The organism is Flintibacter sp. P01028, assembly GCF_041925235.1.
Lineage (GTDB): Bacteria > Bacillota > Clostridia > Oscillospirales > Oscillospiraceae > Lawsonibacter > Lawsonibacter aceti.
This window is the reverse complement of record NZ_JBHEVC010000001.1, coordinates 418,010-431,794: the sequence shown is the minus strand read 5'-3', so window position 1 is coordinate 431,794 and position 13,785 is coordinate 418,010. Positions and strand designations below refer to the sequence as shown.

Here is a 13,785-nt window from a genome sequence, read left to right as displayed (position 1 = left end):
CACATTATAAAAATCCACCCGGACGCATCAGCGCCGGGTGGATTTTATTTTATAGTCCCGTCTGGGCTGGTCCGTCCAGAAGGCGGCCCTCATAGTCAAACCGAGAGCCATGGCAGGGGCAGTCCCAGCTCCGTTCCTCTGGGTTCCACTCCAGCTGGCAGCCCATGTGGGGGCAGCGTGGGTCCACTAGGTAGAGCTGCCCCTCCTTATCCCGGTAGGCGCCTACCTTTTTCCCCTGCCAGGATACCAGGCCGCCGTGGCCCGGAGGGAGCCCGTCCAGCGAGCCCTCTCCCTGGGCAAAGACCGCCCTGGCCAGCCCCCGTGCGGCCTGGCCCCCCTCTTTCGCCATGGTTCTGGCCGCCAGCATACTGAAGCGACGGGGAGAAAAAATAGGAGCCAGAGCATTCTCCTTGCCGCAGATCTGGTCTGCGATGAGCTCTGAGGCTACCATAGAGGATGTCATTCCCCACTTGCCAAAGCCGGTGGCCACATACCACCGCGGCCTGGTTGGGCTAAAGGTGCCGATATATGGCACTCCGTCCAGTGTGATGCAGTCCTGGGCCGACCAGCGTGCTGCCACCTGGCAGTTTGGCCACAGCCGTTCGGCACTGTCCTCCAGCATCTGGTACTGTCCCCCGGCCCGGTTGTCCCCGGTCCGGTGTCCGCCGCCCCCCAGCAGCACCATGGAGCCGAAGGGCCGAAGGGACAGGCCGCCCGGGTCTACCCCATAATAGGCCCCGTCCAGTTCTCCCGTCCCTTTTAGGGCGACCGCATAGCTGCGCTCCTGGTGGAGCCGGGTAAAATAGAAGCCGGGCAGGTTGACAAAGGGATAGTGGGTGGCAAAGACGATATGTTCGGCCCTCACTTTACCTTTCGGCGTCAATACTTCGTCCCCCCGCACCGCCGTCACTGGAGTGTCCTCGTACACAGTCAGACCCTCGGCGGCCCAGTGGAGAAATTTTAGCGGATGGAACAGGGCCTGCCCCTCCATCCGCAGCGCTGCCTTTACTGGGAAAGGGAGAGTCGTTTGGGTTGTAAATCCCACTGACAGGCCCAGCCGGCGGCAGGCTTCCTCCTCCCGCTCCAGCGGTTCCGCCGCCAAACGGGAGTAGAGATAGGCCGGACAGGTCTGAAAATCACAGAGCACACCCGCCTGCTCTATCATCCCCCGGTATCGCTCCACCGCCCGCTGGTTGGCCAGGGCATACTGCCTAGCCTTTTCCTTTCCAAAATGGAGGATCAGGCCCTGATATATCATGCCATGCTGGGCGGTGATCTTGGCGGTGGTCCTGCCGGTCTGACCGCCGCCCAGCCGTCCAGCCTCCAACACTACGGTGTGCACTCCCCGCCCAGCCAGCTCTTTGGCAGTCAGGATACCTGCCATCCCGCCCCCGATTACTACCGCCTGGACCTGGATATCTCCCGCCAGGGGAGGCCGATCTTCTCTCCGGACGGTCTGCTCCCAAATGGACGACATCACGCCACCCCTCTCTTTTTGTTTTTTACCCTTGTATAGATGCGCCAAAAAAGCCTTCTTTATCCCCAGATGGATTTTCCGCATAGATGGAAATATTTTTTCCCCGACAAAATTTTGCTTGACAATCGCCCCTTCTCTGCATACAATGTGTTTAAATTATTTTAGTTAAAATTTTTTAAATAAAATAATTGAATTTCAAGAATGAGGAGAATCCGTATGGACTTTGAGCAGGTACGTAATATCATCGCCGAATCTCTGGGCTGCGACGTGGAGCAGGTGACCCTGGAGGCCGCCTTGGTGGATGACCTGGGCGCCGACTCTCTGGCCTCTGTGGAGCTGGCCATGGCGCTGGAGGAGGCCACCGGCGTTTCCATCGACGACGACTCCCTGGCCCAGATGAAGGTCGTCGGCGACATCATGAACTACCTCAAGGACCACAGCAACTGACAGGCTCCCGCCGGAAGACAATCTCTTTTCCGGCGGGACCACTTTCTATGAAAGGGAATTTTCATGACCAACCAAGAAATTTTTGATCTGATCTCCCGGTTTGAGGACAGCTCTCTCCACACCTTAAAGCTGTCCACCCAGGACTTTTCCATAGAGTTGAGCCGGGGAGGGGCGCCTGTCTCCACCGCCTCTGCAGTCCCCTCTGCCCCCGCGCCCCGTCCCACCGGGGGGGAGTCTCGCCCCGACCGGAACAGCGGGCCCACTGTCAACGCCCCCCTGGTGGGCACCTACTACGCCGCGCCGGCTCCCGGCCAGCCCCCCTTTGTATCCGTGGGCGACCGGGTGAAGAAGGGCCAGCCCCTGTGCCTCATCGAGGCTATGAAGATGATGAGCGAGATCCCCGCTCCCTGTGACTGTGTCATTGAGGAGGTGCTGAAGGCCGACGGACAGCTGGCGGCCTTTGACGAGCCCCTCTTCCGCTATCAGCCATGCTGAAGCGGGTGCTCATCGCCAACCGGGGAGAGATCGCCCTGCGCATCCTCCGGGCCTGCCGGGAGGCGGGTATTGAAACCGTAGCCGTCTATTCCAAGGCGGATCAAGAGGCCCTCCATGTCCAGCTGGCCACCCAGTCCCTCTGCATTGGACCGGCTAAGGCCGCGGACAGCTACCTTAACCAGTCCGCCCTGCTCACCGCCGCCAAAGCCACGGGGTGCGATGGAATCCATCCCGGCTATGGCTTCCTGTCAGAAAACGCCGACTTCGCCGACCTGTGTGTCAGGGAGGGGATCACCTTTATTGGGCCCTCTGGTGACACCATTCGTAAGGCCGGCTCCAAGTCCGCCGCGCGGGATCTTATGCGGCGGGCCGGCGTGCCGGTGACGCCCGGCTCTGATGGGCCGGTAGATACGGTGGAACAGGCCCTAATCTGGGCGGAGCGGGTTGGCTACCCGGTACTGCTGAAGGCCTCCGCTGGCGGGGGCGGCCGGGGCATCCGCCGATGCAACTCTCCGGAGGAGCTGCCCGCCGCCTTTCAGTCTGCCAAGGCGGAGGCCCGGGCCTGCTTCGGCGACGACCAGATGTATCTGGAAAAGCTGATCCTGCGGCCCCGCCACATTGAGTTCCAGATCCTGGCTGACCGTCAGGGAAATGTGATCCACTTGGGGGACCGGGACTGCTCGGTCCAGCGCCGCAACCAGAAGCTGATCGAGGAGGCCCCCGCCTGGTGCCTCACCCCTGAACTGCGGGCAGAGATGGGAGCCGCCGCCGTCCGGGCCGCCCAGGCGGTGGGCTATGAGAACGCGGGTACGGTGGAATTTCTGCTGGACTCGGACGGGACTCACTTTTATTTTATGGAGATGAACACCCGCATCCAGGTGGAGCACGGCATCACTGAGCTGATTACCGGGGTAGACCTGGTCCGTCAGCAGCTGCGAATCGCCTCCGGCCTGCCCCTGGATGTGAACCAGCGGGAGGTGTGCCTCACCGGGCATTCCATCGAATGCCGCATTAACGCTGAGGACCCTGGGAAAAATTTTCAGCCCTGTCCCGGAACTGTGGAGTTCCTCCACTTTCCTGGCGGGCCGGGCGTCAGGGTGGACTCCTGCCTGTATAACGGATGTACCCTGTCTCCTTACTATGACTCCATGGCGGCCAAGCTGCTGGTCCACGCCCCCACCCGGCTGGAGGCAATCAAGCGGATGCGCCGCTGTCTGGAGGAGTTTGCCCTGGAGGGCTTTGCCACCAACGCGGAGCTGTCCTATCAGATCCTGTACCACCCGGCCTTTGTTCGGGGAAGCTGCACCACAGCGTTTTTGGACGAGAATCTGGCCGAGCTGCTGGACTTCAGCCGCCGGCTGGAAGAAAGTGAGGGGGCCCAGTGAACAACATCTTTGCCCAGCGCCGGTCCCGCCTGCTGGCCATGAAGGCCCTGCGGGAACGCTATGTGCCCAATGAGAAGGCCATGACCTGCCCCAAATGTTCCCAGATCAGCGAGCGGCAGGCCGTGTCCCAGAATCTCTTTGTCTGTCCTCTGTGCGGCTACCACTTCCCCATCGGAGCCTATTACCGCCTCAGCACCATTTTGGACTCCGGCTCCTTTCGGGAGCTGTTTGAAAAGTTGCCCGCCGGCGATCCCTTATCCTTCCCCGGCTACAAGTCCAAGCTGGAGGAGAGCCGGCGAAAAACCGGCCTCAATGAAGCTGCCGTCATCGCCACCGGCACTGTGGATGGCCGCAAGTGCGTGGTGGGGGTGTTGGACAGCCGGTTTCTGATGGGCTCCATGAGCGCCGCTGTGGGAGAAAAGATTACTTTGGGCATCGAGTATGCAACTAAAAACAAGCTGCCCCTCATCCTCTTTGCCGCCAGCGGCGGCGCTCGGATGCAGGAGGGCATCCTGTCTCTGATGCAGATGGCCAAGACTAGCGCGGCTCTGGCTCGCTTTTCACAAAAGGGCCTGCTTTATATCTCCGTCCTCACCGACCCCACCACCGGCGGGGTCACCGCCAGCTTTGCCTCCCTGGGGGACATCATTCTGGCGGAGCCCGGAGCCCTCATTGGCTTTGCCGGTCCCCGGGTTATCCAGCAGACCATTGGCCAAACTCTGCCTGAGGGCTTCCAACGGGCGGAGTACCAGGAGGAGCATGGCTTTGTGGACCAGGTGGTCCCCCGGTCGAAGCTGAGGGACACCATCTCCCAACTGCTCCTTCTCCACCAGAAGGGAGGCCGCCCATGAGCGATACCTTGACCGCCGCCCAGCGGGTCGCCATCGCCCGGCACCCCCAGCGGCCCAATATCAACGACTATATCCAGGCTCTGTTCACCGACTTTTTTGAGCAGAAAGGGGACCGGCTGTGCGGTGAGGACCCGGCCATTCTGGGCGGTATCGCCCTGTACCACGGCCGGCCTGTCACGGTCATCGGCACCCGGAAGGGGAAGGACCTGGAGGAAAACCTGAAGTGTAACTTTGGCATGCCCAACCCGGAGGGCTACCGTAAGGCCCTGCGCCTGATGAGGCAGGCGGAAAAATTTGGCCGCCCCATCCTCACCTTTATTGATACCTCCGGGGCCTACCCCGGTTTGGAGGCCGAGGCCAGAGGGCAGGGGGAGGCTATCGCCCGGAACCTGATGGAGATGAGCCAGCTCACTGTCCCGGTCATCGCCCTGATCACCGGCGAGGGGAACAGCGGCGGCGCTCTGGCTTTAGGGGTGGCCGACCGGGTCCTTATGTTGGAGAACGCGGTGTACGCCATCCTGTCCCCTGAGGGATTTGCCTCCATCCTGTGGAAAGACGCCGCCCGCCATGAGGAGGCCTGCCAGCTGATGAAGCTCACCGCCCCGGACCTGCTGGAGCTGGGGGTGGTGGACAGCGTCATCCCCGAGCCCCAGGGCGGCGCCCATCTGGCCCCTGCCATCACTTTTGAGCAGGTGGACCAGGCTATCAGCCGCCATCTGGGGGAGCTTTTGAAGAAAAAGCCCGCCGATCTGGCCGCCAACCGCTATCAGAAATTCAGAAAAATGGGGGCGGCCGCTCCCCAGAAGGAGAGCCAATGAACGGGATCAAGATCAAAGGCATGGGCCGGTGTGTCCCGGCCCATGTAGTGACCAATGATGATCTGTCCAAGATCATGGATACCAACGACGCGTGGATCAGCAGCCGTACCGGCATCCGCCGGCGGCACCACTGTGAGACCGAGAGCCACAACAGCCTGTGCGCCGCCGCCGCCCGGCAGGCGCTGGACAAAGCGGGGGTGGCCCCGGAGGAAATCGGGGCCTGCATCGTGGCCACCGTCAGCCCGGATACCATCGTGCCCTCCGCTGCCTGCGCCCTTCAGCGGGAGCTGGGGCTGCCCAACGACATCATCTGCTTTGACCTGAACGCCGCCTGCACCGGATTCCTCTTTGCCCTGCACACCATGGAGTGCCTGCTCAATTCCTCCCCCAGAAAATACGGCCTGGTGGTGGGAGCCGAGGTACTCAGCCGCATGGTGGACTGGAATGACCGGAGCACCTGTATCCTCTTTGGGGACGGGGCTGGAGCCGCTGTGGTAGAGTGCCGGCAGGACTGGCCCTCTATCAGCGCAGTTTTGGGCTGCCACGGGGATGAGCATATCCTGCGTATCGCCGGCCCAGGTACTGGGGAGCCCTCGGTTATCCAAATGGAGGGGACCCGAGTCTTTAAATTCGCCGTGGAGGCGGTGCCCTGGTGCGTGGACCAGGTACTAGCCAGGACTGGAAAGACTATGGACGATGTGGATTTCTTCGTCTTTCACCAGGCCAACGCCCGGATCATCGACCTGGTGGTCCGGAAATACCATATTCCGCCGAAAAAATACTATAAAAATATCGCCGAATACGGCAACACCTCCGCGGCCAGCATCCCCCTGGTCCTCAGCGAGCTGGAGGAGGCGGGCACCGTCGGCCCCGGCAGCCGGGTCCTGGTGGTCGGCTTCGGCGGCGGACTTACCTGGGGCGGAGCCCTGGTGGAATTTGCTTGAGGAGAAGGACTATGAAAAAGCTGAACGAGATCCTGGGAACGGAGTTTCCCTTTATCCAGGGGGGTATGGCCAACATCGCCACTCCCCAGTTCGCCGCCGCCTGCTCCAACGCGGGCGCCCTGGGCGTCATCGCCGCCGGCGGCATCCGGGAGCCGGAGGAATTGCGGGAGCAGATCCGCCTGTGCCGCTCCCTCACGGACAAGCCCTTCGGCGTCAACCTGATGCTGATGAATCCTGCCGCCGATCAGATGGCTCAGATCATCGCCCAGGAGAAGGTACAGGTAGTGACCACCGGAGCGGGCAACCCCGGCAAGTATATCCCCGCCTGGAAGGAGGCCGGGGTCAAGGTGTTCCCCGTGGTAGCGGCCACCATCCTGGCCCGACGGCTGTCCCGGTACGGGGTGGACGGCATCATCGCCGAGGGCACGGAATCCGGCGGCCATGTGGGAGAGATGACCACCATGGCCCTGGTCCCCCAGGTGATCGACGCGGTGGACGTGCCTGTGATCGCCGCCGGCGGCGTGGCCGACGGCCGCCAGTTGGCCGCCGCCTTCGCCCTTGGGGCCTGCGGCGTCCAGATCGGCACCTGCCTTCTGGTCAGCGAGGAGTGTCCCATTCACGACAACTACAAGCAGGCTCTGCTCAAGGCCAAGGACAGCGACACCACCGTCACCGGCCGGTCCATCGGAGGCCCGGTCCGGGTGCTGAAGAACAAGATGGCCAGACAGTATCTGCTTCTGGAAAAGAGGGGAGCCTCTCTGGAGGAGCTGGAGAAGGTTACCCTGGGCGGCCTGCGCCGGGCGGTCTTTGACGGCGACGTAGAGACCGGCAGCGTCATGTCCGGCCAAGTGGCGGGTATGCTCCATGAGATCCGGCCCCTGCGCCAGATCTTTGAGGAGCTGTATGCCGGCGGAAAGGCCGTTCTGGAAGCGACAGGTCAGCAATGGCGGTAACGATCCGAGGGAGGACCCTCTCTCTACCCATCCTTCAAGGCGGGATGGGCATTGGAGTCAGCCTGGACCGGCTGGCCGGGGCGGTGGCCGCCAAAGGCGGGATGGGCACTATCTCTACAGCGGCCTGCGGCTTCCAGGAGCCTGATTTTTACCGCAATACCCAGGAGGCCAATCTTCGGGCCCTGGCACGCCAGGTCAAGCGGGCCAAAGAGCTGGCCCGCGGAGCCGGCATGGTGGCTATCAACGCCATGGTCGCTACTACCCAGTACGCCGACAGCGTCCGCACCGCCCTGAAGGCCGGGGTGGACGCTGTGGTCTGCGGGGCCGGCCTGCCCAGGGACCTGCCAGCCATCGCCGCCGAGGTTCCGGAGAGCGACGCCGCCCTGGCCCCTGTGGTCAGCGGCGGGCGTTCAGCCTCGGTCATCAGCCGGCTCTGGGACCGCCACTTCCAGCGTATTCCCGACTTCGTGGTGCTGGAGGGCCCCCTCGCCGGCGGGCATCTGGGCTTCACCAAGGAGGAGGCCCTTCAGGCACAGGAGGGAAGCCCCAGGCCGCTCTCCGAGCTGCTTCGGGAGGTGCTGGAGGCGCTGGCCCCCTTCCGGGAGAAATACCAGCGGGACATCCCGGTCTTTGTGGCCGGCGGGGTGAAGGACGGGGCAGAGATGGCCCGCTATATGAGAGAGGGGGCCGCCGGGGCCCAGTTCGCCACCCGTTTTATCGCCACCCAGGAATGTGATGCCAGTCAGGGCTATAAGGAGGCCCTCCTGCGGGCCAGACCGGAGGACATCACCATCGTCCAGAGCCCTGTGGGGATGCCGGGCCGCGCCCTGCACAGTCCTTTGATCCGCCGGGTGGAGGCAGGGCTTCAGCCCAGCCCAAAGCGGTGTATCGACTGCCTGGTGCCCTGCAACCCCAAGACCACCCCTTACTGTATCTCCGGAGCCCTGATCGCCGCCGTCCAGGGGGATTGGGAAAACGGGCTGTTTTTTTGCGGCTCCAACGCCGGAGAAATCACACAACTGTCCACTGTCAGTCAGCAGATGGACCAAATCATGGAAGAATGGAGGGCCGCTCAATGAAGCTTGGCTTTCTTTACGCCGGACAGGGCAGCCAGCACCCAGGAATGGGTGCTGACCTCTATGAGGCATATCCCGCCTTTCGCGCTGTCTTTGACAGCGCCCCCGTAGAATTTGACTTAAAGCAGGTCTGCTTTCAGGACCCCGACGGAGTGCTGAACCAGACCCAGTACACCCAGCCCTGCATGGTGGCCTTCGCGGCCGGTCTGACGGCGGTATTGCGGGAGCGGGGTATCCTCCCCGAACTGGCCGCCGGCCTCTCACTGGGAGAATACTCCGCCCTCCACGCCGCCGGAGTCTTTGATGCCGCTGCCGCCATCCGGCTGGTGGCCTTCCGGGGCAAGGCCATGGAGCGGGCGGCAGGCGGTCGAGAGAGCGCCATGGTCGCGGTCCTGGGCCTGGACCGCGCGCCCCTCCAGGATGCCTGCCAGCGGGCCTCCGCCCTGGGCACGGTGGTCATCGCCAACTACAACTGTCCCGGCCAGATGGTCATCGGCGGCAACCGGGCCGCAGTGGAACAGGCAGCCCTCATTGCCAAGGAGTTGGGGGCCAAGCGGACCATGCCTCTCAAGGTAAGCGGTCCCTTCCACACCCCCCTGATGGCCCCCGCCGGGGAGGAGCTGGCAGACTATTTCCAAACGATCACCTTCGGCCAGCCCCAGTTCCCAGTTCTGTTCAACTGTCTGGGCCGGGCCCGCCGGGAGGACGATCCCTCTATCCCCGAACTGCTGGTCCGACAGGTCCAGAGCAGCGTTTGGATGGAGGATTCCATCCGATCCATGGCCGACCAGGGCGTGGATGCCATCGTGGAGATCGGTCCGGGCAAAGCCCTCAGCGGCTTTGTCCGCAAGACAGTACCTGGACTCCCTGTCTGCGCCGTAGAGAGTACAGCGGACGTGGAAGGACTGAAAAACACTCTGGAACAGCTGATGAAGGAGAAAGATCAATGAATTTTACCGGAAAGACCGCCGTCGTCACAGGCGGCAGCCGCGGCATCGGCCGGGCCATTTGTCTGGAGCTGGCCCGGGGCGGGGCCAATGTCATGCTGTGCTACGCCGGCAACGAGGAGGCCGCCCTGGATACGGCAGCCGCCTGCGAGGCTCTGGGCGCTAAGGCGGCCGCCATGCGCTGCGACGTATCTAAGACGGATGAGGTCAAGGCCCTTGTGGATGCCGCCCTACAGCAATTTGGAGCTGTCCACATCCTGGTCAACAACGCCGGCATCACCCGGGACGGCCTGCTCATGACTATGAAGGAGGACGCCTGGGACCAGGTGCTGGATACCAATTTGAAGGGAGCCTTCCTGACCATGAAGGCGGTGGCCAGGACCATGATGAAGCAGCGCTATGGGCGCATTGTCAACCTCAGCTCGGTGGTGGGGCTCCACGGCAACGCCGGACAGGTAAACTACGCTGCCAGCAAAGCCGGCGTGATCGGCATGACCAAATCCCTGGCCAAGGAGTTGGCCTCTAGAGGCGTCACAGTCAACGCCGTTGCCCCCGGATTTATTGACACGGATATGACCGCCGCCCTGCCCCAGGCGGCCCGCGACGCTCTGCTGTCCACCATTCCTACCCAGCGTCTGGGCGCGGCGGAGGAAGTGGCTCAGGCGGTCGCCTTCCTGGCCAGCGACCAGGCCGCCTATATCACCGGCCAGGTCCTGGCGGTGGACGGCGGCATGTCCATGTGAGAGGGGGAGATAACATGGAACGACGTAGAGTAGTCATCACTGGAATGGGGGCCGTTACCCCCTTGGGCCTTACCTGTCCCGACAGCTGGCAGGCGGTCCGGGAGGGCGTGTGCGGCATCGCCCCCATCACACAATTCGACGCCTCGGAGCTGAAGGTGAAGCTGGCCGCCGAGGTCAAGGGCTTCGCCCCGGAGGAGCTGCTGGGAAAGGCGGACGCCAAACGGATGGGCCGCTTTACCCAGTTTGCCGCCGTGGCGGCCCAGGAGGCGCTGGCCGATGCTGGCTTTGATGTCTCCTCCGCCGACCCGGACCGTTGCGGCGTCAGTGTGTCCAGCGGTATCGGCGGGCTGTCCATCACCGAGGCGGAGCACAGCCGCGGGCTGGAGCGGGGGTGGGACCGCGTGTCCCCCTTCTACATTCCCACCGGCATCTGCAACATGGCCGCCGGCCAGGTAGCTATCCGATCCGGCTTCCGGGGGATGTGCACCTGCCCCGTCACCGCCTGCGCGGGCGGCACCAATGCTGTGGGCGACGCCTTCCACTATATCCGGGACGGCTACGCCGAGGTCATGCTCTGCGGCGGCACAGAGGCGTCCATCACCCCCCTGGCCGTAGGCGGCTTTACCTCTATGAAGGCCCTGAGCCAGAACGGAGACCCCAACCGGGCCTCCATCCCCTTTGACCAGGAGAGGGGCGGTTTCGTTATGGGGGAGGGCTGCGGCATCCTCCTGCTGGAGGAGCTGGACCACGCCTTAGCGCGGGGCGCTAAGATCTACGCTGAAGTATTGGGCTATGGAGCCACCTGTGATGCCTATCACATGACTGCCCCCCGGCCCGACGGCTCTGGCGGGGCCAGGGCCATGGCGCTGGCCCTGGCCGATGGAGGGGTATCCTCGGAACAGGTAGACTATATCAATGCCCACGGCACCTCTACCCATCTCAATGACTCCGGTGAGACCACCGCCGTCAAGACGGTGTTTGGGGACCACGCCTACCATCTGATGATGAGTTCTACCAAGTCGATGACCGGCCATACCCTGGGGGCGGCGGGGGCTATCGAGGCCATCTTCACCGCCCTGTCCCTCCATCATGGCTTCGTCCCCGCCACCATCAACTACCAGGTCCCCGATCCCGAGTGTGACCTGGATGTAGTGCCCAATACCGGCCGGACGGCAGACATTCGGTACGCCCTGTCCAACTCTCTGGGCTTCGGCGGGCACAACGGCAGCATTCTCTTCAAAAAGTGGGAGGAATAAGAGATGGAACTTAATTCTGATCAGATTGCCCAGCTTCTGCCCCACAGGTACCCTTTCGCCCTGGTAGACCGCATCCTGGACTGTGAGCCGGGCCAGTGGGCCAAAGGCCGCAAGTGCGTCAGCGTAGGGGAGCCCTATTTTTGCGGCCACTTCCCCCAGGAGCATGTGATGCCCGGTGTCCTCATTTTGGAGGCTATGGCCCAGGTGGGGGCGGTGGCCATCCTCGCTCTGCCGGAGAACCGAGGCAAGCTGGCCCTCTTCGGCGGGATCAAAAACGCCCGCTTTAAGCGGAAGGTGGTCCCCGGCGATGTGCTGGAGATGGAGTGTGTTCTGACCAAGCGGCGGGGGCCTGTTGGCATCGGGGAATGTAAAGCACTGGTGGATGGACAGGTGGCCTGTGTGGCGGAGCTCACCTTTGCCATCACCGATGCGGCGCGATAGATCAGCGAAACTGTTGCCCTTTTCTCCTATCTGGTATATAGTAATAGTGGTTTTTAGAGCCCAAAAATGATTGATACGCTCATTGCGGGAAAGCGGGCGATGTTGTGCTGGACCAAGCTTTTTTTAACGTGTATACCAAATTCAAGCTCCATTTTTACCAGGAGATCTTTCGGCGCTTTCAGGACCGGGAGGCCAGTTTGACCACGGTGGAGACCTTCGCCATGGAGACTATCCAGGCCCTGGGCCGTCCCACCATCAACGAGTTTGCTACCTTTATGCGCATCTCGCCTCCAAATGCGGCCTATAAGATTAACAGCCTGGTCAAGAAGGGGTATATCCGCAAGGTTCAGTCCCCCGAGGACCGGCGGGAGTATCACCTGGAGGTCACCCAGAAGTATATCGACTATTACAACATCAGCTCCGCCTATATCACGGAGGTTATGGACCGCATCCGGCATCGGTTCTCTCCCGAGGACTGCTCCAAGCTGGAGGAGATGATCTCTATTGTCAGCCGGGAACTGATGCCCGAGGTCCAGATTCCCGAACTTCAAGGGCCAGTCTGACCTCCTCTCAATGCGGCAAAACGCGGCAGCACTCTGACAGTGCTGCCGCGTTTCTTATCTCTCTCCGCCCCGGCCGCTACTTCCACAGCTTGGCGGCTCCGGGGACATCCTCCAGGCAAAGCTCCCGAAGCAGCTCTAGCTCCTCTGTATGGTCCTCCCCAGGGTCTTCATAGTCCAGCGTCCTCAGGACTGATATCTCAAATTCCTCTGGCCCGTGGAGCTTCCACAGCTCTTGAAGGCGGCGGTTGGGATACAGTCCGCCGTTCAGCTTGACCTGGATGCCGTTCATGGTGGCCCTGGTATCAGAGGAGGTCCCCAGAAAGGACTCCCCAGTGGCCAGACAGCGGACAGACACAACCCCCATCTCTGGGCGGCGGTTCTTATATGCCTCCATCAGTTCTTTTTTCCTGTTCGTGTCCATGTTTCCACCTCAATCTATCTTTTTGCTCCGTAGAGATCCGCTCCCCTCACCGGAAGCGGCGCATGAAGCCGCACCGGCGGCATAGCGCCTCCCTAGCCCTGCCCTGGGAAAATCCCTGGTAGATGGCCTGGGCTCTGGGACTGCTCAAGATCTCCTCCAGGGGCTGATCGTACAAATTCCCCAGAGAGATATCCCCCTCATGGTCCAGACAGCAGGGGACCACGGTCCCGTCCCATAGCACACCCACCTGGTCCCGCAGGCCATAGCAGAAGCCGGCGCCGTCCCCCTCCGGGGCGCCTAGGTCCGGCCAGTCAAATTTTTCTCCCCACTCCAGAAAAACGCCAGGAGCTAGGGTAGTCCCCCGACGCCCCTCTCTCCAGGGACGCGGAAAGTCCCTCTCCAGAGCGGCTAAAATGTCTCCATTCCGGGCGTTCGCTCCTCTGGTGTCCTCCCCGTCCAGATTCCACAGCCGCAAGGCACACTTTTTTCCAGCTCCGGCGCTCCGCCGGGCGAAGGCAAGGCACCCGGCCAGATAGTCCTCCAGCGTTCCCACGCCCTCGTTCCCCTCAAAGGAGTGAAGAGAAATGCTGACCTTCTCCACCGCCGGACTGGAACAGAGCAGGTCCTCCCGCTCCCCCAACAGGGTGCCGTTGGTGGTGATCATCACCCGAAACTTCAGCTTTTCCGCCCGCTCCAGTATCTCCGCCAAGTGGGGGTGGAGGAGGGGCTCCCCCATCAGATGGAGATAGAGATAGTCGGTGTGAGGACGTAGACGCTCTCCCAATGTCTGGAATCCCTCCGGCGAGAGAACGCCCTTAGTCCGTCTGGTGCCTGGACAGAATTGGCAGTCCAAGTTGCACATGTTGGTGATCTCAAGATAGGCCTTCTTCAAACGCCGCACGGCTACCCCTCCTCTGACGTTTCCTCCTCATTGTACAGGCGGACAGTGTAAAACGCAACCGTTTCTT

The 13,785-nt window shown here is 62.3% G+C and carries 16 protein-coding genes; 13 read left to right on the top strand and 3 right to left on the bottom strand.

Annotated elements, in window-relative coordinates:
* Window positions 1-49: 49 nt before the first annotated feature.
* The gene (locus tag ACEVJK_RS02130) at window positions 50-1,477 is read right to left on the bottom strand and encodes an FAD-dependent oxidoreductase (RefSeq protein ID WP_262669266.1); all 1,428 of its coding nucleotides are present in this window, start codon (window positions 1,475-1,477) and stop codon (window positions 50-52) included.
* A 216-nt stretch (window positions 1,478-1,693) separates the two neighbouring features.
* On the opposite strand from ACEVJK_RS02130, the gene ACEVJK_RS02125 reads away from it, so the two are divergent.
* The 13 genes from ACEVJK_RS02125 (at window position 1,694) to ACEVJK_RS02065 (ending at window position 12,396) form a co-directional block, all read left to right on the top strand.
* Window positions 1,694-1,924 carry an acyl carrier protein gene (locus ACEVJK_RS02125; protein WP_147570749.1) on the top strand — a complete coding sequence of 77 codons (231 nt, stop codon included), beginning with the start codon at window positions 1,694-1,696 and terminating at the stop codon, window positions 1,922-1,924.
* Between the two features lie 63 nt (window positions 1,925-1,987).
* Window positions 1,988-2,419, top strand: coding sequence for a biotin/lipoyl-containing protein (locus ACEVJK_RS02120; protein WP_147570748.1), 432 nt, complete (start codon window positions 1,988-1,990; stop codon window positions 2,417-2,419).
* Window positions 2,413-3,804, top strand: a complete 1,392-nt coding sequence (gene accC, locus ACEVJK_RS02115) for an acetyl-CoA carboxylase biotin carboxylase subunit (RefSeq protein WP_374739871.1) — start codon at window positions 2,413-2,415, stop codon at window positions 3,802-3,804. Before ACEVJK_RS02120 ends, accC begins: the two co-directional genes overlap by 7 nt.
* Window positions 3,801-4,655, top strand: a complete 855-nt coding sequence (accD, locus tag ACEVJK_RS02110; RefSeq protein ID WP_262669263.1) for an acetyl-CoA carboxylase, carboxyltransferase subunit beta — start codon at window positions 3,801-3,803, stop codon at window positions 4,653-4,655. The genes accC and accD overlap by 4 nt, the downstream gene beginning before the upstream one ends.
* Window positions 4,652-5,473, top strand: a complete 822-nt coding sequence (locus ACEVJK_RS02105) for an acetyl-CoA carboxylase carboxyltransferase subunit alpha (protein WP_186852757.1) — start codon at window positions 4,652-4,654, stop codon at window positions 5,471-5,473. The genes accD and ACEVJK_RS02105 overlap by 4 nt, the downstream gene beginning before the upstream one ends.
* Window positions 5,470-6,417 (top strand): beta-ketoacyl-ACP synthase III, encoded by a 948-nt coding sequence (locus tag ACEVJK_RS02100; RefSeq protein WP_374739870.1) that lies wholly within the window; start codon window positions 5,470-5,472, stop codon window positions 6,415-6,417. The genes ACEVJK_RS02105 and ACEVJK_RS02100 overlap by 4 nt, the downstream gene beginning before the upstream one ends.
* Window positions 6,418-6,428: 11 nt before the next feature.
* Complete coding sequence (locus tag ACEVJK_RS02095) at window positions 6,429-7,370, top strand: nitronate monooxygenase (RefSeq protein ID WP_186852755.1); 942 nt, start codon at window positions 6,429-6,431, stop codon at window positions 7,368-7,370.
* Window positions 7,361-8,449: a nitronate monooxygenase family protein gene (locus ACEVJK_RS02090; protein ID WP_147570742.1), complete on the top strand. Its 1,089-nt coding sequence runs from the start codon at window positions 7,361-7,363 to the stop codon at window positions 8,447-8,449. Before ACEVJK_RS02095 ends, ACEVJK_RS02090 begins: the two co-directional genes overlap by 10 nt.
* Window positions 8,446-9,396 (top strand): ACP S-malonyltransferase, encoded by a 951-nt coding sequence (fabD, locus tag ACEVJK_RS02085; RefSeq protein ID WP_186852754.1) that lies wholly within the window; start codon window positions 8,446-8,448, stop codon window positions 9,394-9,396. Before ACEVJK_RS02090 ends, fabD begins: the two co-directional genes overlap by 4 nt.
* The gene (gene fabG, locus ACEVJK_RS02080; RefSeq protein ID WP_186852753.1) at window positions 9,393-10,136 is read left to right on the top strand and encodes a 3-oxoacyl-[acyl-carrier-protein] reductase; all 744 of its coding nucleotides are present in this window, start codon (window positions 9,393-9,395) and stop codon (window positions 10,134-10,136) included. Before fabD ends, fabG begins: the two co-directional genes overlap by 4 nt.
* Window positions 10,137-10,150: 14 nt before the next feature.
* On the top strand, window positions 10,151-11,392 hold the full coding sequence (gene fabF, locus ACEVJK_RS02075; protein ID WP_374739869.1) for a beta-ketoacyl-ACP synthase II: 1,242 nt from the start codon (window positions 10,151-10,153) through the stop codon (window positions 11,390-11,392).
* Between the two features lie 3 nt (window positions 11,393-11,395).
* Window positions 11,396-11,833, top strand: a complete 438-nt coding sequence (gene fabZ / locus ACEVJK_RS02070) for a 3-hydroxyacyl-ACP dehydratase FabZ (protein ID WP_147570738.1) — start codon at window positions 11,396-11,398, stop codon at window positions 11,831-11,833.
* A 104-nt stretch (window positions 11,834-11,937) separates the two neighbouring features.
* A complete protein-coding gene (locus tag ACEVJK_RS02065; protein WP_186852752.1) occupies window positions 11,938-12,396 on the top strand; it encodes a MarR family transcriptional regulator in 459 nt (152 codons plus the stop codon).
* Window positions 12,397-12,472: 76 nt separating this feature from the next.
* Here the strand turns inward: ACEVJK_RS02065 and ACEVJK_RS02060 are convergent, their stop codons facing one another.
* Both ACEVJK_RS02060 and ACEVJK_RS02055 read right to left on the bottom strand, forming a co-directional pair.
* Window positions 12,473-12,817: a GIY-YIG nuclease family protein gene (locus tag ACEVJK_RS02060; RefSeq protein WP_340405234.1), complete on the bottom strand. Its 345-nt coding sequence runs from the start codon at window positions 12,815-12,817 to the stop codon at window positions 12,473-12,475.
* A gap of 46 nt (window positions 12,818-12,863) precedes the next feature.
* Complete coding sequence (locus tag ACEVJK_RS02055; protein WP_374739868.1) at window positions 12,864-13,718, bottom strand: radical SAM/SPASM domain-containing protein; 855 nt, start codon at window positions 13,716-13,718, stop codon at window positions 12,864-12,866.
* Window positions 13,719-13,785: the final 67 nt, after the last annotated feature.

What these genes read in the sequence shown, in the direction of transcription:
- ACEVJK_RS02130 (WP_262669266.1), bottom strand. Translation starts at nt 1,477, where the DNA reads ATGTCGTCCATTTGGGAGCAGACCGTCCGGAGAGAAGATCGGCCTCCC.
- ACEVJK_RS02125 (WP_147570749.1), top strand. Translation starts at nt 1,694, where the DNA reads ATGGACTTTGAGCAGGTACGTAATATCATCGCCGAATCTCTGGGCTGC.
- ACEVJK_RS02120 (WP_147570748.1), top strand. Translation starts at nt 1,988, where the DNA reads ATGACCAACCAAGAAATTTTTGATCTGATCTCCCGGTTTGAGGACAGC.
- accC (WP_374739871.1), top strand. Translation starts at nt 2,413, where the DNA reads ATGCTGAAGCGGGTGCTCATCGCCAACCGGGGAGAGATCGCCCTGCGC.
- ACEVJK_RS02105 (WP_186852757.1), top strand. Translation starts at nt 4,652, where the DNA reads ATGAGCGATACCTTGACCGCCGCCCAGCGGGTCGCCATCGCCCGGCAC.
- ACEVJK_RS02100 (WP_374739870.1), top strand. Translation starts at nt 5,470, where the DNA reads ATGAACGGGATCAAGATCAAAGGCATGGGCCGGTGTGTCCCGGCCCAT.
- ACEVJK_RS02095 (WP_186852755.1), top strand. Translation starts at nt 6,429, where the DNA reads ATGAAAAAGCTGAACGAGATCCTGGGAACGGAGTTTCCCTTTATCCAG.
- ACEVJK_RS02090 (WP_147570742.1), top strand. Translation starts at nt 7,361, where the DNA reads ATGGCGGTAACGATCCGAGGGAGGACCCTCTCTCTACCCATCCTTCAA.
- fabD (WP_186852754.1), top strand. Translation starts at nt 8,446, where the DNA reads ATGAAGCTTGGCTTTCTTTACGCCGGACAGGGCAGCCAGCACCCAGGA.
- fabG (WP_186852753.1), top strand. Translation starts at nt 9,393, where the DNA reads ATGAATTTTACCGGAAAGACCGCCGTCGTCACAGGCGGCAGCCGCGGC.
- fabF (WP_374739869.1), top strand. Translation starts at nt 10,151, where the DNA reads ATGGAACGACGTAGAGTAGTCATCACTGGAATGGGGGCCGTTACCCCC.
- fabZ (WP_147570738.1), top strand. Translation starts at nt 11,396, where the DNA reads ATGGAACTTAATTCTGATCAGATTGCCCAGCTTCTGCCCCACAGGTAC.
- ACEVJK_RS02060 (WP_340405234.1), bottom strand. Translation starts at nt 12,817, where the DNA reads ATGGACACGAACAGGAAAAAAGAACTGATGGAGGCATATAAGAACCGC.